This is a genomic window from Cellulomonas sp. PhB150 (genome assembly GCF_003755175.1).
GTDB lineage: Bacteria > Actinomycetota > Actinomycetes > Actinomycetales > Cellulomonadaceae > Cellulomonas.
This window is the reverse complement of the sequence record NZ_RKHX01000005.1, coordinates 255,330-273,605: the sequence shown is the minus strand read 5'-3', so window position 1 is coordinate 273,605 and position 18,276 is coordinate 255,330. Positions and strand designations below refer to the sequence as shown.

The following is an 18,276-nucleotide window of genomic DNA, read 5'->3' as shown; positions in this document are numbered from 1 at the left end:
AATCATGCGGAACTGCGACATTGCGTCCCGGCGGCCGCGGAGACGACGAGAGGGGCGGCCCGTGATCGGACCGCCCCTCTCGCCACCTCGCAGCTGCGTCAGCGCACCGTCAACGTGCGCGCCTTCGCCGTGGACCCGGCCACGTTCGCGGAGCCCGCGTACGACGCCGCCACGGCGTAGGTGCCCTTGGGGAGCTTCGGCAGCGTCACGGTGACCTTGCCCGCCTTGAGCGCCCCGGTCACGACGCGGTTCTTGGCACCCTTGGCACGCGGGTCGATCGTGACGACCACCGTGCCGGTCGCGCTGGCGCCCGCCGCCGCGATCGTCACCGTGACCTTGCCGCGTGCGCTCGCCTTCACGGCCGACGACGCCAGGACGGCCGAGGACTTCGACGCCGCCTTCGCGACCGTCACGGTCCGCGCCGCCGTCGCCGTCAGCACCTGGGAGTCACCGGAGTAGACGACCCGCAGCGCGTGCGCACCCGCCGAGAGGGTCTTCGGCAGCATCACCTTGGCGGCGCCCGACGACAGGGTGGAGGAGCCCACGCGCTTGGTGCCGTCGTAGAGCGTGACGGTGCCGGACGGGCTCAGCCCCGCCGCGGTCACGGAGACCGCCGCCGTGGCCGCCTTGCCGTGGGTGGCCGTCGGCCAGGTGACCTTCACCGCGGGCACAGCCTTGGCGACCGCGACCGAGACCGTCGTGCTGCTGGCCAGGACCGCCGACGCGGCGGGCGCGAACGCCACCGTGAGCGAGCGCTTGCCAGCGGCCAGGGCCGCGACCGAGACGTTCGCGCGGCCGGCGGTCAGCGTGGCCGACCCGACCACCTTCGCGCCGTCTCGCACGGTGACCGTGCCGGCCACGGCCGCGCCAGGCGCGGCGACCGCGACGGGGAGCGTGAGCGCGCGGCCCGCGATCGCGGTGGCGTCGAACGCGACGACCTCGGTGGCCGTGGGGGCCGGGGGCTCGACCACCGGGGCGGCGGTCACGGTGAGGACGGCCGTCGACTCGGACGGCTTGACCCAGCTGTCACCGGCGTAGCGCAGCACGAGCTCGTGGTCGCCGACGGCGAGGTCCGCGCTCAGCGCCACGGTCGCCTTGCCGGCCGCGAGCGTCGCGGAGCCCACCGTCGCCGTCCCGTCGAGGACGGTGACCTCGCCGGACGGGGCGTGCGTGCCCGCCGCGTACACCTTGGTCTGCACCGAGGGAACGGCGCCGGCGACTGCCGACACATCCGCGCCGAACGTCACGGACTCGGCCCGGTCGTGGAACGTGATCGGCGTGTAGGTCTCGTACTGGCTCACGGTCGGACCGCCGCCGGCGTACGTGTAGATGCCGTAGTTGCCGGCAGCGCTGGCGAGCCACGCCTTGTTGACCTTGCTCTTCGCCGTGAACGTACCGTCCGCGCGCAGCTCGGTGTACGACGCCGCGGCCGGGTCCTGTCGGGGCGAGGACGCCGTGAACGACGCGGCGGGCACGGCCCAGATGACGGCGGAGCCGGTGCCGTTGGCCCCGGCCGGGTTCGTGCGTGCCGAGCTCGGCGCGCCGGCCGAGGGCTTCCACACGTCGGCGTAGCGGCCGAAGGCGACGTAGGCACCGGACGCGATGCCCGCGAACGGCGGTCGGGTCCCGGTCGCGAGCGTGGGCGCGAAGCCGGTGCCCTCGACGGTGACCTCGGTCGTGCCGTCGCTCTGCAGGTCCGTGGCGGAGACCGTCACCGACGCAGGTGCGTACCGCTCGAACGCGACGTCGACCGGGAGGGCGGGCTTGAGGTCCTGGTTGCCCGTGCAGCCCGTGGAGTAGAAGTGCGGGCGGACCGACGACGGGAGCGCGTTGACGAAGGTCGGGTTCCACGAGCCCCACCAGCCGGTCGCGCCGCCGTCGGTGGTGCACGTGGTGACCTGCGCGCTCGAGTCCGCAGGCACCGTGACGGCGACGCCCTGGTACGCCGGGGTCGCGGTGAAGCCATCGGCGTCGAGGCCGGTGACCGCGCCGTTCGCGAAGCTCACGAGCGTCACCCGGCCGAGGTCCTGCTCGGCGGTCGGCTGGCCGTCCTGGCCGACGCCGGCGCCGAGCACGAAGTGGAACGAGAGCGTGCCCGAGCCCTGCGCGTCGAGCGTCAGCCTGGGGTCGGAGTAGATCTCGTTGGGCGCGTTGAACGCAGCCGGGTAGGCGTTGACCGTGTACGAACCGGTCCACGAGAGCGTCGAGGCCCCCGTTGCTGGGTCGACGGTGCCCGTGCCGGACGTGAACCGCACGGCGTTGGGCGTCTTCTGCGGGCTCGAGACCGGCATCGAGGTCGCCGGCAGGGGCGCCACGACGTACTCGGCCTGCGACCCGCCGGACACGCTCCCGACGAGCTGGGTCGCGTTGCCGGTGAGGTCCTTGAACGTCCAGGGCCCGAAGATGCCGACCTGCGCGTAGCCGCTCACCCCCCAGGTGAACGTCGCGTTCTTGATCGTCTCGACAGCCGCCGATGCCGGGCTCGCCGCGACGACGGCCGCGCCCCCCGCCACTGCGACGGCGACCGCTGCGGCCACCAGCCTCCGCACGCCACCGGTCCTGGTGGATCTGCTCGCCAACATCCCTACCCCTTCGTCCTGCACGCGAGCCGCGTGCGAGGTAAGGATAGCCTGTCCTAACCGTGCGAAGGTGCTGGTGGCGCCCCTGTCACCCGATCGCGTCGACAGGCACCTCGACGGGGGCCGCCCGGCGTCGCCGCCGGTCACGCGCGGTGGGCACCACGACCGCAGCGGCGACGACGAGCACGACGAGCACGAGCAGCGACCACGGCACGGCCCACGCGGAGCCCTCGACGGTGAGCGTGGGCAGCGTCGCCCCGCCGACGCCGACGGACTCGGGCAGCACCTCGACGCTCGCGGAGAGCCGGAACGTCGGCCACACGCCTGCGACCTCGATCTGCCGCTCGATCTCGCTGCGCGCCGTGAGCTCGGGCGTGTCCTGCTGGGCCGAGCCCGCGGCGAGCAGCCCCAGCGGCCCGGCGACCGACGCGGAGTCCGTCGCGGCCGCGCGGGTGTTGCCGGTGTTGCGCAGGACGTAGGTGACGGTGGCGGAGCCGGCGGCGAACGGGTTCCAGCTCGGGTGGTAGTCGACCCGGACGTCGGCGGCGTCCACCGCCGGCGCGAGCTCGCCCGCGACGCGCACGTGCATGCGCGAGCCGAGCCGGCTGTCCAGGGCGACGGTGGAGCCACCCTGCGTCGAGCGGAACGAGGTGACGATGCCACCGGAGTGGTCGCCCGGCGTCGCGTCGTCGGGCACGGTGACCGTGAAGGGGACCGTGGCGACCTCGCCGGCGTCGAGCGTGACCTCGTCCTTCTCGAGCCTCACCCAGGCGCCGACGTCCGACGACGGCTCCCCCGCCGGGAGCAGGTCGAGCTGGCCGGACGACGTCGTGAACGCGTCGGCCGCGTACACCGCGAGCGTCAGGGGCGCGGCCGTCATATTGGTGACGACGACGGCGTCGTCGATCGTGTCGCCCGGCTCGACCTCGTACCCGAAGTTCGGGCGCGCGTCGCCCATGCCGTTGTCCGCGGGCGCGACGGCCCAGGTCAGCTGCCCGTCGTCGGCCGCCGACGCCGGCGCTCCGCCCACGAGCAGCGCGAGCAGGCCGACGAGGATCGCGGCGATCGGGCGCACCTGGGGTCCTTCCGTGAGTGACGTGGCGCGGCCGGCCCGGGTCCCGGGCCGGCCGCGCACCGTGAGCGGTGTCAGCTGAGCGCGGTGAGCGTCAGCGTCGCGGTGTAGCTGCCGGGTGCGGCGTCGGCCGGGGCCAGGAGCCGCAGCTGCGCCCCGACGTCGACCGAGCCGAGCGCGTGGCCCGCGGCACCCGAGACGAGCGTGCTCGACGCCTTGAGGCCCGACGTCGCCGCCGTACCGGGCACGACGGCCCCGCCCGCGACGGCGCCGACCGTGTTCGCCGTGACCGACGGCGTCCAGCCCAGGGCCTGGCCGCCGAACGAGTGCGACCCGTCCGCCGTGCTGAAGGTGCCGACCTGGCCCGAGATCGAGAAGGCCGGTGCCCCGGCCCGGGTGTCCTGCACCGAGATCGCGGGGAGCTGGCCGGACGCGGAGAACCCGGCCGCGGTCGAGGAGGCGGTGCCGAGGCTCACGGCGCCGGATCCGCCGATCGTCCACGAGAAGGCGCCGGGCTCGGGCTCGACGGGAGTCTCGGGGACCTCGACACCGACGTTGATGTCGCCGAGGAACGAGATCGGCACGAACAGCTCCTGCGAGGCGTTCGCGGCAGCGCCCCCCGCGGCGTAGACGTAGATGCCGTAGTTGCCGGTCGCGGCCGTGGCGCTCTTGACGTCGAGCGTCGCGGTGAAGGACCCGTCGGCCTCGAGCTCGACGAGCGCGGCCGCCTGGCTCGGGTAGTCCGTCGACACCTGCGTGAGCGAGGCCTGCGGCAGCGCCCACTTCTGGCTGGTGACGGAGCGCGCGGAGCTCGGCGCGCCGGCCGAGGGCTTCCAGACGTCGGCGAACCGGCCGAACGTCACGTAGACGCCGGTCGACTGCCCGACCGCGACCGGCGGCCGCGACGACACGTTCGCCGCGGGGTCGAAGCCGGTACCGGTCACGGTCACCGACTCGGTGCCGCTCGGGTCGAAGCCCGTCGTCCTGGACACGGTGATCGACGGCTTCCACACCGCCGCGTCGGCCTCGAGCGACGTCGTGACCGAGAAGCTGTCGAGCGCGGAGCCGGCCGCGAGGAAGTCCTGCAGCGCCGCGGCACCGGCGGCGGTCAGCGTGACCCCCGAGCCCGTGACCGTGACGTCGTCGCCGTCGGTGTCGACGTCCACGGTCGCCACGTCGCCGAGGACGATGTCGTCGCCGCCGTAGGTGCCGGGCGTGTAGCCGAGCGCGGCGCCGGACTCGGGGATGACCACCGAGAGGTCGCCCTCGAGCGTCGCGGTCCCGCCCGTGACGACGACCGCGACGTCCTTGACCGTGACGGTGAAGGCGTGGGACGGGAAGTGGTAGACCGCGCCACCACCCGTCTCGATGCGCAGGTCGCCCGCGGACTCGAACGTCCCGCCCTGCACGGGCAGGTGGTACGGGAGCGTCTCGTTCGGCGTCGACGTGCTCGCGGCCCAGGCAGGCGTGCCGGCGGCGTCGAACGTCGCGGGCGCGACGAGCGTGATGCGCTGCCCGACCGCGACGGGCCCGACGGGCGGAAGGGCAGCGGTCTGCTGGCCGACGTAGTTGCGGAAGCTCTGGCGGAAGCCCCAGTCGAGGGTGCCGTCGGCCTGGACGTCGCGGGAGTCGGCCGCGCTCGCGGGCACGGCTGCCACGAGGGCGCCGAGCAGAGCGAGCACACCGGCGGCGGCGACGGCGCGACCGGCGTGGCCGGATCGTGTCTTCACGGGATGAGTCCTCTCGAAGAAGGTAGGTCGGAGAAGCAGGACGGACCGGACGAGCGATCTCGCCAAAGGTTAGCCTTACCTAACCGTGGCGAACAGGTCATGTCCGCCATCCGGTCCACGGCGCGACGAGCCACCCGCGCCAGAGCCCGAGCGCCGCGAGCGCCCCGAGGGCGGCGAGCGCGCCCAGGCCACCGAGCAGCAACGGGTCCTGACCGGTCAGCCAGCCGGCCGCGTCCCCCACCAGGGGGATGAGGGCGGCGGCCGCGGCCACGGTCGACGCCTGCGTCGCGGGGAACGCCCGTGCGGACGTGACGTCCGGTCCGGTCACGGTGGGCGCGACCGGGGTCCCGCCGACCGAGGGCGGGGTCACCCCCTGCGGCGCCGCCGGTGGCGGGGTGGTGAGCGGGTTGGCCGGAGCGGGGCCACCCGGCGTGGAGCCCGAGCCGGCGGGGTCCTTCGGCGGCGTGACGGGTCGCGACGAGTCGTAGCTGACCGCCACCGGCAGGGCCGCCTTGAACGGGTCGCGCTCGCCGCCGCTGGTGTACCAGTACGCCGACTGCCCGGTCTGGAGCTGCAGGTCGACGAAGTCCTGCGGGAACGACCCCCAGTACGCCGCGTTGGCCGACGTCCGCGCGGCCTGCGGGGTGCCCGGCCCGGCGTCGGCCGCGACGCCGACGTAGTCGGGCGTGACGACGAACCCGTTCTCCCCCAGGTCGATCTGGGCGAACCGCGCGAGCGTGACCGTGCGCGCGGGGATCCGCACCCAGCGCGCCGTGTCGTCGCGGTCCGCGCCGTACCCGCTCGCGGTCGCGGTGAGCGTGCCGATCCCGTCCTTGACCGTGAGCACGGGGTCCGTCGCGGACCAGTAGGTCAGGCCGCCGTAGAACGCGACCGTGAAGGAGCCCGTCCAGGCGATGCGGGCCGAGCCCGCGGCCTGGTCGACGGTTCCGCTCCCTCCGTCGACCACGACCTCGCTCTCCGTCGTCGGCGAGGTGGTCGACGCCGTGACGGGCTTGCCGTCGCGGTCGAGGCAGCGCGTGGCCCAGGTGGCGACGCGGTCCTTGCCGTCGGCCCCCGGCTTCTCGATCCGCACGTCGCCCGCGGAGCCGCGGTAGAAGCCGTCGTCCTCGGTCCAGGCCCGCGACGAGCCCGTGTCCCCCGCGACGCCCGCGGACAGGAACTGGCAGCCGAACGCGTAGGCGCCGCTGCTCGCCTCTGCCGAGAGCCCCCAGCGCAGCTGGGCCGAGTCGACCGTCAGCACGCCGTCGGCGGGGATGACGACCTGGACGTCGATCGAGTCGCCCGCCGCGGCCGGGGCTCCCGCCAGCAGCAGGGCCGCGGCCGCGCCCGCGAGCACGGCCAGGGCGCGGCGCGGCCTCACGAGCGGACCTCCGTCGAGGCCAGCTGCGGGGTGGGCTCGTCGTCCGGCCGCGGCCGGGACGCCGAGGGGGCAGCGGGGCGTGCCGACCGTCGGCGCCGCCGGGCCGCGACGAAGCCCGCGACGACGAACCACAGCATGGCGAGCGCGGCGACGACCACCGCGATCGCCACGGGCGACGTCCCGGACCCCGCCTCGTCCGACGCGTTGGCGGCAGCGGCCGCCTCGACCGGGTCCGCGATCGCCGTGAGCTCCACCTGCGCCTTCTTCCCGGAGGCCGCTCCCGTCAACGTGAGCGCCTGCGTCCCGGGACGCAGCGTGGCGGGCAGCTGGAGCACGCCCGCGACCTCCCCCTGTGCGCCGGCGGTCAGCGGGCCGACGGCCGCCTGGCCCCCGACCAGGGAGCCGACGACCTGCTCGCCCGGCGTGAAACCCTGGCCCGTGAAACCGAGCACCCGGCCGACGACGATCGTGGTCTGGTCGACACCGAGCGTGGCGGGCGCGGTCGACGTCACCGTGGGCTTCTCGTCGGCCTCGCCCGCGGCGGCGGGTGCGGACGCAGCGGCCGTGGGCGCGGTCGTCGCTGCCGGCACTGCCGGTGCTGCCGACGACAGGTCCGCGAACGTCACGCGCGTGAACGACTCGTTGCTCGGGTTCACCACGCCGTGCGCACCGATCGTGAGGACGCCGCAGGTCTTCGTCCGGCAGTCGACCTCGACGACCTTGCCGCTGCGGTCCGCGGCCTGGAACGTCGGGCCCGGGATCGTCAGCCTCGTCGACCAGGTGCCGTCGGCCTTGACCGTGCCGCCGTTCGCCGAGGCCGCGGTGTCCGAGCCCGGGAACGCGACGAACCGCTGGAAGCCGCCGTTGTCCTTCGACTCCGAGTCCGGCACGTAGAGGTAGTCGGCCCCCGTCGCGCCGCCCTTGCTCGGGCGCCACGAGCCGCCGCTGGGGTCGTCGACCCAGCCGAAGAAGACGTAGATGCCGCCGAACCCGCCCTTGACCGACTGGAACCCGGCGCCCGAGACCGAGACGGTCGTCGAGTACGTCGTGTCGGCCTGGGCCTTGCCCTGCGAGTTGGTGATCGTCACGCGCGGCGCGGCCTGGGCGGGCGCCGCGAGGGTCACGGCGGTGACGGCGACCATGCCGAGCAGAGCGAGCAGCGCGACGGCGCGGGCGAGGGGCCTCATCGGGTCTCCAGGAGGGCGGGGGTCCGGACGGGCAGGACGACGAGCTCGTCGCCGCCCGGTCGGCGGATCACCTCGATCGGGTGGCGGTACACGTCGGTCAGCAGGTCGCCGGTCAGCACGTCGGCCGGCCGGCCGTCGCCCCGGACGCGGCCTGCGTCGAGCACGACGACGCGGTCGGCGTAGGCGGCCGCGAGGGTCAGGTCGTGCAGCACGACGACGACGCTCGCGCCCTCGCGGGCCCAGCGGCGGGCCTCGTCGAGCAGGGCCTCCTGGTGGCGGATGTCGAGCGCGGCCGTCGGCTCGTCGAGGAGCAGCACGCCGGGCTCCTGGGCGAGCGTGCGGGCGAACGCCGTGCGCGCCTTCTCCCCTCCGGACAGCGTCGGGAAGCGACGGGCGGCGAGGTGCGAGACGTCGGCGGTCTCGAGCGCGCGCGCGACGACGTCGTCGTCCGCGTCCTCGCGTGCGGTCCCCCGCCAAGGTGCGCGCCCCATCCGCACGACGTCCTCGACCGAGAACGGGAACGACAGGCGGTTCTCCTGCAGCAGCACCGCGCGGCGCCGCGCGAGCTCGTCGAGCCGCATCGCGCGCACGTCGACCGCGTCGAGCTCGACGACGCCCTCGTCGGGCGCGGTGTCCCCGGACAGGACGGACAGCAGGGTGGACTTGCCGGCGCCGTTGGGCCCGACGAGCGCGACGAGCTCGCCCGCCGCGACCGCGACGTCGACGCCGTCGAGGATCCGGGCCTGCCCGAACCGCACGTGCACGCCGCGGGCGGCCAGCACCGCGCTCACGCCCAGCCTCCCGCGCTGCGGCGGGTGCGCCGGATGAGCCAGAAGAAGAACGGGCCGCCGACGAGCGCGGTGAGCATGCCGATCGGCAGGTCCGCGTACGGCACCGCCGTCCGGGCGACCAGGTCCGCGGCGAGCAGCAGCACCGCGCCGCCCAGCGCGCTGGCGGGGATGAGGACGCGGTGCCCCGGCCCGACCGCCATGCGGATGAGGTGCGGGACGACCAGCCCGACGAACGCGATGATCCCGCAGAACGCGACGGCCCCGGCGGTCAGGAGCGCGACGAGCACGATGCAGACGACCCGCAGCCGCTCGACGTCGACGCCGAGGTGCCGCGCGGACCGCTCCCCCAGCGCGAGCAGGTCGAGCCGGCGTGCGACCGCCACGGCACCGGCGATCCCGAGCAGGACGATCGGCGCGACGACGGCGACGTACGGCCAGCGCGTGCCGTTGAGGCTGCCCAGCTGCCAGAAGACGATCTGCTCGCGCGCCTGGGTGTCCCCGAGGAACGTGAGCAGCGCGAGCGCCGCGCCCGCGACCGCGTTGACCGCGACGCCGGTGAGCACGAGCGTGACGACCTCCGTCCGGCCGTTCTCGCGCGCAGTGAGGTAGACGAGGATCGTCGTGAGCAGGCCGCCGACGAACGCCATGGCCGCGACCGTCCACGGACCCGCGAACGCGAGCCCGAACACGATGACCGTGCACGCGCCGACGGCGGCACCCGAGCTCACGCCGACGACGCCCGGGTCGGCGAGCGGGTTGCCGAACACGCCCTGCATGAGCGCACCGCCGGTCGCCAGCGCCGCCCCGACGAGCGCCGCCATGACCACGCGCGGGAACCGGATGGCCCAGAGCGCGGCGTCGCCGTTCGGGTGCGCGGGCGTCGGACCCCAGTCGAGGCCGATGCGGTGCAGGATCGAGCCGACGACCTCGCTCGGCGCGACGTGCAGCTGGCCGATCCCGGCGGACAGCACCGCGAGCACGACGAGGGCGAGCGCGAGCCCGACGAACAGGGCGGTGCTCCGCGTGCGGGCGGGCACGGCCGTCGTCGGGCGCTCGAGCGTGGTCGTCACCGCGCGGAGCCCGGCGCGTACAGAGCCACGGCCAGCGCGTCGAGGACGTCGGCCGTCGAGGGCCCGAACGAGAGGACCTCGGTGTCGTCCATGTCGACGATCCGGCGGTGCTCGCCCGCGGGCGTGTTCGCGACCGCGGGCAGCCGCTCGAGCAGCCCGTCGATGCCGCCGACCGACTCGAGCCCCTTGGACATCACGAGCACGACGTCCGGCGCGGCCTTGATCAGGCCCTCGTCGGTGATCGGCTTCATGCCGTCCCAGCCGATCTCGGTCGCCACGTCGACGCCGCCGACAGCGTCGATGAGCGCGTCCGCCCCGGACTCCTTGCCGAACAGGTAGTACACGCCGGCCTGGCCGCGGACGTAGAGGAACACGATCCGCAGGCGGTCGGCGGGGTCCTTGGGCGCGACGGCGGCGATCTGCGCGATCTTGGCGTCGACCGCCTTCTCGGTGCGCTCCGCGAGCTTCTCGCCCTCGTCGGGCACGCCGAGCGCGGCCGCGACCTGGCGGACCAGGCCGCCGATGTTGTCGGTGCCCCGGTGGGAGTCGACGACGACGACCGGGATGCCCGCGTCGCGCATCTGCAGGATGACGTCCCACGGGCCGAGGCTCGTGTCGGTGATGATCACCGTCGGCGCGAGCTCGAGGATCGCCTCACCCGACAGCTCGTGGCCGTTCGCGGTGACGAGCGGCTTGTCGGCGATCTCCGCGTAGGACGAGGAGGTGTCGCGTCCGACCACGTGGTCGCCGAGCCCCAGGTCGTAGACGATCCGCGACGTCGAGCCGTAGATGTCGAGCGCGAGGATGCGGCTCGTGTCCGTGACGGTGACCGTGGTGCCCTGGGCGTCCTTCACCGTCGCGGGCAGCGTGGGCTTCGGGTCCTGCGCCACCGGGTCGAGCGCGGCGTCGGCGACGACGGCCGTCGACGGGCCCTCGTACGCACGCGGGTCGGCGAGCGGCGTGCTGTCGGCGAGGGTTGCGCCCCCGCTGGCGGTCTCGCCCGTGGCACCCTGCGCAGGGCCGGAGCAGCCGGCGACCGCGAGGAGGACGACGGCCGCGACCGCGGCGAGCGCAGCGGCCGGACCGCGGCGGTGGTGGGCGCGCATGCGAGTCCTCGACGGTAGGTCCTAGGTCACGCCCCATCGACGCGAACGTAGGCAATCCTAACCATGCCGAGCCTTACCTAACCTCACCCGACCTGTGGCCCCCCTCACACGCCCCCGGCCACGACCCGCCGAACGGCCGAACCCGCGCACGAACGGGTGGTTGCGCACGGCTCCCGGCCCGGAAGCGTGCGCAAGCCCCCGCTCGGCGGTGGTGGCTTGCGGGGGGGGGTCAGCCCTGGTCGAGGGAGAGGAGGTCGTCGATCGTCTCGCGGCGGAGGAGGACGCGGGAGGTGCCCTCGGCGACGGCGACGACCGGCGGGCGAGGGACCTGGTTGTAGTTGGAGGCCATCGACCGCCCGTAGGCGCCCGTGGCGGCGACCGCGAGCAGGTCTCCCGCGCGCACGTCTGCCGGGAGCTGGACCTCGTGGACGACGATGTCGCCCGACTCGCAGTGCTTGCCGACCACGCGCGCCAGCACCGGCTCGGCCTGCGAGACGCGCCCGACGAGCTCGGCGTGGTACTGCGCGCCGTAGAGGGCGGGGCGGATGTTGTCGCTCATCCCGCCGTCCACGGAGACGTAGGTGCGCACGCGACCGTCGTCGATCCGCACCGGCTTGACCGTCCCGACGGTGTAGAGCGTCAGGCCGGCCGGCCCGACGATCGCGCGGCCGGGCTCGATCGAGAACCGCGGCAGGGGCGTGCCGAGGTCGGCGGAGCTGGCCTGCACCGACGCGGCGACGTCCTTGGCGATGCGGTCCGGGTCGAGCGCGACCTCGCCGGGCAGGTAGGCGATGCCGTAGCCGCCGCCGAGGTCGACCTCGTCGACCAGCACGCCCGTGCGCTCGGCGAGCCGGGCGCGCAGGGTCAGGACGACGCGCGCGGCGACCTCGAAGCCCGACGGGTCGAGGATCTGGGAGCCGATGTGCGAGTGGATGCCGAGCAGGTGCAGCTCGGGCCGCTCGACCGCCCGCAGGAGCGCGGTCATCGCGGGGCTGTCGTCGTCACCGGCGACCGAGAGGCCGAACTTCTGGTCCTCGTGCGCGGTCGAGATGTACTCGTGCCCGCCCGCGTGCACGCCCGTGGTCACGCGGACCATCACGGGCGCGACGAGGCCGCGCGCGCCGGCCAGGTCGGCGACCCGGTCGAGCTCCGCGAGCGAGTCGACGATGATGCGGCCCACACCCGCCTCGAGCGCCGTGACGATCTCGTCGTCCGACTTGTTGTTGCCGTGCAGCCCGATGTGCGCGCCGGGGACGCCCGCCCGCAGCGCGATGGCGAGCTCGCCGCCCGTGGCGGTGTCCACCCGCAGGCCCTCGTCGTGCACCCAGCGAGCGACCGCGAGCGACAGGAACGCCTTGCCCGCGTAGTAGACGTCGACGCCCGCGCCGATCTCGGCGAACGCGGCCTCGAACGCGCGGCGGTAGCCCGCCGCCCGCGAGCGCAGGTCGGCCTCGTCGAGCACGTAGGCGGGGGTGCCGTGCTGGGCCGCGAGGTCGTGCACGTCCACGCCGGCCACGGAGACGACTCCCTCGGGCGAGCGGGAGACCCCGCGCGACCAGGGCTCGCCCAGCGTCACATCCGCTCCGGGGCGGACACCCCGAGCAGGCCGAGCCCGTTGGCGAGGACCTGACGCGTGGCGTCGTTGAGCCACAGCCGCGTGCGGTGCACGTCGCTGACCTCCTCGTCGCCGAACGGCGTCACCCGACGCTGGTCGTACCACTTGTGGTACGCGCCGGCGAGCTCCTCGAGGTACCGAGCGACGCGGTGGGGCTCGCGCAGCTCGGCGGCCTGCGCGACGATCCGCGGCAGCTCGGCGATCTGGCCGAGCAGCACAGCCTCGCTCGGGTGGTCGAGCAGCGAGGCGTCGAACCCGTCGGCGCGCGAGACACCCGCGTCGGCGGCGTTGCGCGCCACGTTGACCGTGCGCGCGTGGGCGTACTGCACGTAGAACACCGGGTTCTCGTTGGTCGCCTTGGCGAGCAGGTCCAGGTCGAGGTCGATCTGGGAGTCGGCCGACGAGCGCGCGAGCGCGTACCGGGCGGCGTCGACACCCACGGCGTCGACGAGGTCCTCCATCGTCACGACCGTGCCGGCGCGCTTGGACATCCGCACGGGCTGGCCGTCCTTGACCAGGTTGACCAGCTGCCCGATGAGCAGCTCGAGGTTGACGTGCGGGGTGTCCCCGAACGCCGCGCACACGGCCATCATGCGGCCGACGTACCCGTGGTGGTCCGCGCCGAGCATGATGAAGACCCGGTCGAAGCCGCGCTCGCGCTTGTCCAGGTAGTAGGCGATGTCACCGGCGATGTACGCCGCCTGGCCGTCCGACTTCACGATGACGCGGTCCTTGTCGTCACCGAAGTCCGTGGTGCGCAGCCACGTGGCGCCGTCGGCCTCGAAGATGTGGCCGAGCTCGCGCAGGCGGTCCACGGCGCGGTCGACCGCGCCCGACTCGTGCAGCGAGTCCTCGTGGAAGTAGACGTCGAAGTCCACGCCGAACTCGTGCAGCGACTCCTTGACCTCGCCGAACATGAGCTCGACGCCGCGCGCCCGGAACGCCTCGGTCGCCTCGTCGTCGGGCAGCGTGCGCGGGTCGGGCTCGCCGGCGGCGATCGCGTCGGCGATGACCTGCTCGGCGATCTCGGTGATGTACTCGCCGCCGTAGCCGTCCTCGGGCGCGGGACGGCCCTGGGCGCGGGCGACGAGCGAGCGGGCGAACCGGTCGATCTGCGCGCCGTGGTCGTTGAAGTAGTACTCACGGGTCACGTCGGCGCCGGCCGCCTGCAGCACGCGGGCCAGGCTGTCGCCCACGGCCGCCCAGCGCACGCCGCCGATGTGCAGCGGGCCGGTGGGGTTGGCCGAGACGAACTCGAGGTTGATCCGGACGCCGGCCAGGGTCGCGCCCCGGCCGTACGCCTCGCCGGTCTCGACGACCGAGCGCGCGAGCTCGCCCGCCGCGGCCGCGTCCAGGCGGATGTTGAGGAACCCCGGGCCGGCGATGTCGACCGACGCGACGCCCGCGACGGCGCCCAGCCGCGAGGCCAGCTCCGTGGCGAAGGCACGCGGGTTGGTGCCGGCCTTCTTGGCCAGCTGCAGGGCGACGTTGGTGGCCCAGTCGCCGTGGTCGCGCTGGCGCGGTCGCTCGAGGTGGACGGTGGTGGGCACGTCCGCGGCGTCGAGGGCGAAGGTGCCGTCGTCGACGGCCTGCACGAGGGCGGCCGTGATGGCCTGGGCGAGCTGCTCGGGGGTCACCCGCCGAGTTTACCGGCGCGGCACGGCGTCCTCGTCGAGGAGGTCGACGGGCGGACCGATCATCGTCGGGCGGCACGCGACCCACGCGGCGGCGAGCAGGACGACGAGGCAGCCGAGCAGGACCGCGATCGGTGCGTGCCAGCCGCCGGTGGCCTCGTACAGGATGCCGATCCCGATCGGGCCGAGGCCGGAGATCACGTACCCGGTGCCCTGCACCATGCCCGACAGGGCGACCGCGGTGGCGCTCGTCGTGCTGCGCAGGCCGATGAGCGCGAGCAGCACGGGGAACGACGACGGGCCGATCCCGAGCAGCACCATCCAGACCGCCGTGCCGTGCGCGGGCGCCGCCCACAGGCCCGCGTAGCCGATGGCCCAGCAGGACACGAACGCGACGACGAGCGGGTAGGGGTTCCGCATGCGCTGCGCGAGGACCGGCCCGAACAGCGACATCGGCGCTCCCAGGACCGCGAACAGCGCGAGCCAGCGCCCGCCCTCGTCGCTCGGCAGGCCCGCGTCGGCGAGCAGGGTCGGCAGCCACGCGAACCCGACGTACGTGCCGAGCGAGTTCATGCCGAACATCAGCGCCATCGCCCAGGCCTGCCGCGAGCGCCAGACCACCCGCACCTCGTCCCCGCCCGCGCTCCCCAGCGCGCCCGGTCCGCCGGGCTTCGGCGCGCGCCGCAGGATCGACCCGAGGTGCGCACGCGCGGACGCCGAGCGGGCGATGACGAAGACCCACGGCACGGCGGCGGCCAGCCCGACGACGGCCCAGACCCCGACCGCCACGCGCCAGCTCGTCGCCTGCGCCAGGGGCAGCGCGAACAGCGGCGGGAGCGCGGTGCTGATCGACAGCGCGACCGAGTACGCGGCCGTGACGGCGCCGATCCGGTCCGGGAAGTACCGCTTGACCAGCGGCGGGAGCAGCACGTTGCCCATGCCCATCCCCGCGAGCGCGATCATCGACCAGCCCAGGAAGCCCGGAGCGGACGACGAGAGGGCGCGCGCCACCTCGCCGACCGCGGACAGCACGAGCGCCGCGACCATCGTCGGCTCGAGCCCGAACCTGCGGGCGAGCGGCGTGGCGAGCGACCCGAACAGGGCGAACGAGATGACCGGGATCGTGCCGAGCAGCCCCACCTCGGCGGCCGTCAGGTCGACGTCGGCCCGGACCAGGTCGAGGATCGGCGACACCGAGGCCACGGCGATGCGGAGGTTGAGCCCGACCAGCACGATGCCGGCCAGGACGACGAGCCGCCCACGCCAGGGCGCGGGCACGGCGGACGACACGCGGGAGACTCCGATTCCGGCACGCGTGGGAACAAGATGACCTGGACGGGGTCTGGCGGTGGCCGGACCTGCCGGTGTTGACTGCACCGCATGCCTGGACACGGAGCCTAACCGCGCATGCCCCGACGCACCGGACTCATCGACTCGACCGTCAGAGCGCTCCGCGACCGCATCTCCTCGGGTCAGTGGCCGGTCGGCGCGCGCATCCCGCCCGAGCCCGCGCTCGTCGAGCTGCTCGGCGTGGGCCGCAACACGGTCCGCGAGGCGGTGCAGTCCCTGGTGCACGCCGGGCTGCTCGAGCGTCGGCAGGGATCGGGCACCTACGTGCTGTCCACGTCCGAGCTCGCCGCCTCGATGGGCCGGCAGATCGCCGATGCCCGGCAGCGCGACGTGGTCGAGGTCCGTCGTGCCCTGGAGATCGAGGCCGCGCGCCTGGCCGCCCGACGACGCAACGCGACCGACGCCGCCGCGCTCCTCGACCAGCGCGACTCCCGGTCGGCCGCCTACGTCGCCGCCGACCTCGAGGCCATGGTCGCGACCGACCTCGCCCTGCACCGCACGATCGTGCGGACCGCGGGCAACCCGGTCCTCCTCTCGCTCTACGAGAACCTCCTGGACGCGATCGGCGAGAACATCCGGTTCAACTTCGTCACGGACGTGCACGGCCACGACTCGCACGACGCACTCGTCGACGCGATCGTCGCGGGCGACGTCGACCGCGCGGCCGCCGAGACCTCCCGCTACCTGTCCGCGCTGCTGGGCGAGCAGCGTTCGGCTGGTAATGTCGTCGCCGCACCGCGCAACGGTGCCGCGCGCCCGTAGCTCAGTGGATAGAGCGTCTGCCTCCGGAGCAGAAGGTCGAAGGTTCGAATCCTTTCGGGCGCACCCTTGAAGGCCGCATCCTCGCGATGCGGCCTTCGGCGTTCACCCTCACGGGCACCCGGTACCGAGGTCTGCCCACAGGCCGGTCACCGGCGCGCGCGGTTGAATGAGCAGTCCCCCGCCCCGTCCGACGAAAGGACCGGCGTGCACCACGTCGAGGTCTTCATCCTGGTCGCCGGGGCCGTGCTCGTCGCGGCCGCGTGCCGCCGTCGCGGCTGGCCCGCGCCCCTCGTCGTCGTCGGCGCTGCCCTCGTCGTCTCGTTCCTGCCGTTCATCCCAAGGTTCGAGGTCGACTCCGACGTGCTGCTCGAGTTCGTCCTGCCGCCCCTGCTCTACTCGGCGGCGCTCTCGTCGTCCTACCGGGACTTCCGGGCGTCGTTGAACTCGATCACCCGGCTCGGGGTGGGCCTCGTGCTCGTCAGCGCGCTGGCTGTCGCTGCGGTGTTCTGGTGGCTCGAGCCGGCGGCCCCGTTCGCCGTCGCGCTGGTGCTCGGGGCCGTGGTCGCGCCACCGGACGCCGTGGCCGCGTCGGCCGTCGGGCGTCGGCTGGGACTTCCCCGGCGGGTGATGACGCTGCTGTCCGGGGAGTCGCTCATCAACGACGCGACCTCGCTGACGCTCTACAAGGTCGCGCTCGCGGGCGTCGCGACCGGGGCCTGGGCGCTCGGCGACGGGCTGGCGACCTTCGGCATCGCCGTGCTCGTCGGCGTCGCCGTCGGACTTGCGCTCGGCTGGGTCGTGCACAAGGTGCGCATGCACCTCGACGACCCCGTGGTCGCCTCGGCCATCGGCCTGATGACGCCGTTCGCCGCGTACTGGGCCGCCGAGGAGCTCCTCGGGTCGGGCGTGCTGGCCGTGGTCACCGCAGGCCTCTACCTCGGGCACACCTCACCGCGGGCCGGCTACGCCACGCGGCTCTACGAGGGGCCGCTGTGGTCGACGCTCGACATCCTGCTCGAGTCGTTCACGTTCGCGCTGATCGGCCTGCAGCTGCCGTGGGTCGTGCGCGACGTCATCGCGTCCGACCAGGGGCTCGCGCACGGGATCGTGCTCTCGGTCGCGGTGCTCGCGACCGCGGTGCTGGTCCGGCCGCTGTACGTGTTCGCGACCGCGAAGTTCGACCACCTGCGGATGCGCGGGTCGCACCGGCCGGAGCACGACTCGCTCTCGGCGCGCGAGTCCGCGGTCGTCTCATGGGCCGGCATGCGCGGCGTCGTGACCCTGGCCGCCGCGGCGGCCATCCCCGCCACCATCGACGGCAAGCCCTTCACCGACCGCGCCACGATCCAGCTCGCCGCCTACGTCGTCGCGATCGGCACGCTCCTGCTGCAAGGCCTCACGCTGCCGTGGGTCATCACCCGGCTGAAGGTCGGGTCCGGGGCCGAGATCGCCGACGACGCCGCGCAGGAGGCCGCGATGCGGGTCGCGACGGCCGACGCGGTCCAGCGGGTCCTGGAGGACCAGCGGCCCGAGTGGACCTCGATCATGGGCGAGGAGAAGGCGGAGAAGGCGATCAGCCGGTTGTCGACGATCTGGCGCGGCAGGGCGGCCGCGGCCGCCGTGATGCTCGACCCGGAGAACGCGGAGGACCACCTCCCCGACGACCTCGACGCCACCGAGAGCGTGCACGGCCTCGGGCCCGCGGGACGGCCCGCGACGGGCCAGCTGCCGGGCGTCGAGGAGGCCAGCCGGGCGCAACGGCTGCGGCGCGACATCGTGGCCGCCCAGCGCGAGGTCCTCATGGAGCGACGCGACGCCGGCGAGCTCGACGAGACGGTCATGCGGCGCATGCTGCGCGAGCTCGACCTCGAGGACGAGTCCCTCTCCTCGTCGTGGGTGGAGCGCATCGAGGGCTGATCAGGACCTTCGCCCCAGGGCGTGAGGTCGTGGGATGAATAGCGTGGAGGAGTCGTCAAGAACGAGCCTCCAGCGCCCGGTC

General features: G+C 74.2%; 13 protein-coding genes and 1 tRNA gene. 3 read left to right on the top strand and 11 right to left on the bottom strand.

The window, feature by feature from the left end; all coding sequences use genetic code 11:
• Positions 1 to 98: 98 nt before the first annotated feature.
• The 11 genes from EDF34_RS16575 to EDF34_RS16525 all read right to left on the bottom strand — a co-directional run bounded on the left by EDF34_RS16575 (position 99) and on the right by EDF34_RS16525 (position 15,455).
• The gene (locus tag EDF34_RS16575; protein WP_148076670.1) at positions 99 to 2,549 is read right to left on the bottom strand and encodes an Ig-like domain repeat protein; all 2,451 of its coding nucleotides are present in this window, start codon (positions 2,547 to 2,549) and stop codon (positions 99 to 101) included.
• A gap of 118 nt (positions 2,550 to 2,667) precedes the next feature.
• Entirely contained in the window at positions 2,668 to 3,654 is a 987-nt protein-coding gene (locus EDF34_RS16570) for a WxL protein peptidoglycan domain-containing protein (RefSeq protein WP_233575446.1), read from the bottom strand.
• Positions 3,655 to 3,725: 71 nt separating this feature from the next.
• A complete protein-coding gene (locus EDF34_RS16565) occupies positions 3,726 to 5,381 on the bottom strand; it encodes an HtaA domain-containing protein (RefSeq protein ID WP_233575445.1) in 1,656 nt (551 codons plus the stop codon).
• 97 nt (positions 5,382 to 5,478) lie between these two features.
• Positions 5,479 to 6,762, bottom strand: coding sequence for a hypothetical protein (locus EDF34_RS16560; RefSeq protein WP_123372606.1), 1,284 nt, complete (start codon positions 6,760 to 6,762; stop codon positions 5,479 to 5,481).
• Complete coding sequence (locus EDF34_RS16555) at positions 6,759 to 7,949, bottom strand: hypothetical protein (RefSeq protein ID WP_123372605.1); 1,191 nt, start codon at positions 7,947 to 7,949, stop codon at positions 6,759 to 6,761. The genes EDF34_RS16560 and EDF34_RS16555 overlap by 4 nt, the downstream gene beginning before the upstream one ends.
• Positions 7,946 to 8,740, bottom strand: a complete 795-nt coding sequence (locus EDF34_RS16550) for a heme ABC transporter ATP-binding protein (protein WP_123372604.1) — start codon at positions 8,738 to 8,740, stop codon at positions 7,946 to 7,948. Before EDF34_RS16550 ends, EDF34_RS16555 begins: the two co-directional genes overlap by 4 nt.
• Positions 8,737 to 9,810: an iron ABC transporter permease gene (locus EDF34_RS16545; RefSeq protein ID WP_123372603.1), complete on the bottom strand. Its 1,074-nt coding sequence runs from the start codon at positions 9,808 to 9,810 to the stop codon at positions 8,737 to 8,739. Before EDF34_RS16545 ends, EDF34_RS16550 begins: the two co-directional genes overlap by 4 nt.
• Entirely contained in the window at positions 9,807 to 10,916 is a 1,110-nt protein-coding gene (locus tag EDF34_RS16540) for a hemin ABC transporter substrate-binding protein (protein WP_123372602.1), read from the bottom strand. The genes EDF34_RS16545 and EDF34_RS16540 overlap by 4 nt, the downstream gene beginning before the upstream one ends.
• A gap of 229 nt (positions 10,917 to 11,145) precedes the next feature.
• Positions 11,146 to 12,492 carry a diaminopimelate decarboxylase gene (gene lysA / locus EDF34_RS16535; protein WP_199737951.1) on the bottom strand — a complete coding sequence of 449 codons (1,347 nt, stop codon included), beginning with the start codon at positions 12,490 to 12,492 and terminating at the stop codon, positions 11,146 to 11,148.
• Positions 12,489 to 14,168 (bottom strand): arginine--tRNA ligase, encoded by a 1,680-nt coding sequence (gene argS / locus EDF34_RS16530; RefSeq protein WP_123372600.1) that lies wholly within the window; start codon positions 14,166 to 14,168, stop codon positions 12,489 to 12,491. Before argS ends, lysA begins: the two co-directional genes overlap by 4 nt.
• 9 nt (positions 14,169 to 14,177) lie before the next feature.
• Positions 14,178 to 15,455 (bottom strand): CynX/NimT family MFS transporter, encoded by a 1,278-nt coding sequence (locus EDF34_RS16525; RefSeq protein ID WP_158615110.1) that lies wholly within the window; start codon positions 15,453 to 15,455, stop codon positions 14,178 to 14,180.
• Between the two features lie 117 nt (positions 15,456 to 15,572).
• Between EDF34_RS16525 and EDF34_RS16520 the strand changes: the two genes are divergently transcribed.
• The 3 genes from EDF34_RS16520 (at position 15,573) to EDF34_RS16510 (ending at position 18,194) form a co-directional block, all read left to right on the top strand.
• Positions 15,573 to 16,277 (top strand): FadR/GntR family transcriptional regulator, encoded by a 705-nt coding sequence (locus EDF34_RS16520; RefSeq protein WP_123372673.1) that lies wholly within the window; start codon positions 15,573 to 15,575, stop codon positions 16,275 to 16,277.
• Positions 16,268 to 16,340 (top strand) — tRNA-Arg (locus EDF34_RS16515). Before EDF34_RS16520 ends, EDF34_RS16515 begins: the two co-directional genes overlap by 10 nt.
• Positions 16,341 to 16,481: 141 nt before the next feature.
• On the top strand, positions 16,482 to 18,194 hold the full coding sequence (locus EDF34_RS16510; RefSeq protein WP_123372598.1) for a sodium:proton antiporter: 1,713 nt from the start codon (positions 16,482 to 16,484) through the stop codon (positions 18,192 to 18,194).
• Positions 18,195 to 18,276 lie beyond the last annotated feature (82 nt).

What these genes read in the sequence shown, in the direction of transcription:
- EDF34_RS16555 (WP_123372605.1), bottom strand. Translation starts at nt 7,949, where the DNA reads ATGAGGCCCCTCGCCCGCGCCGTCGCGCTGCTCGCTCTGCTCGGCATG.
- EDF34_RS16540 (WP_123372602.1), bottom strand. Translation starts at nt 10,916, where the DNA reads ATGCGCGCCCACCACCGCCGCGGTCCGGCCGCTGCGCTCGCCGCGGTC.
- EDF34_RS16520 (WP_123372673.1), top strand. Translation starts at nt 15,573, where the DNA reads ATGCCCCGACGCACCGGACTCATCGACTCGACCGTCAGAGCGCTCCGC.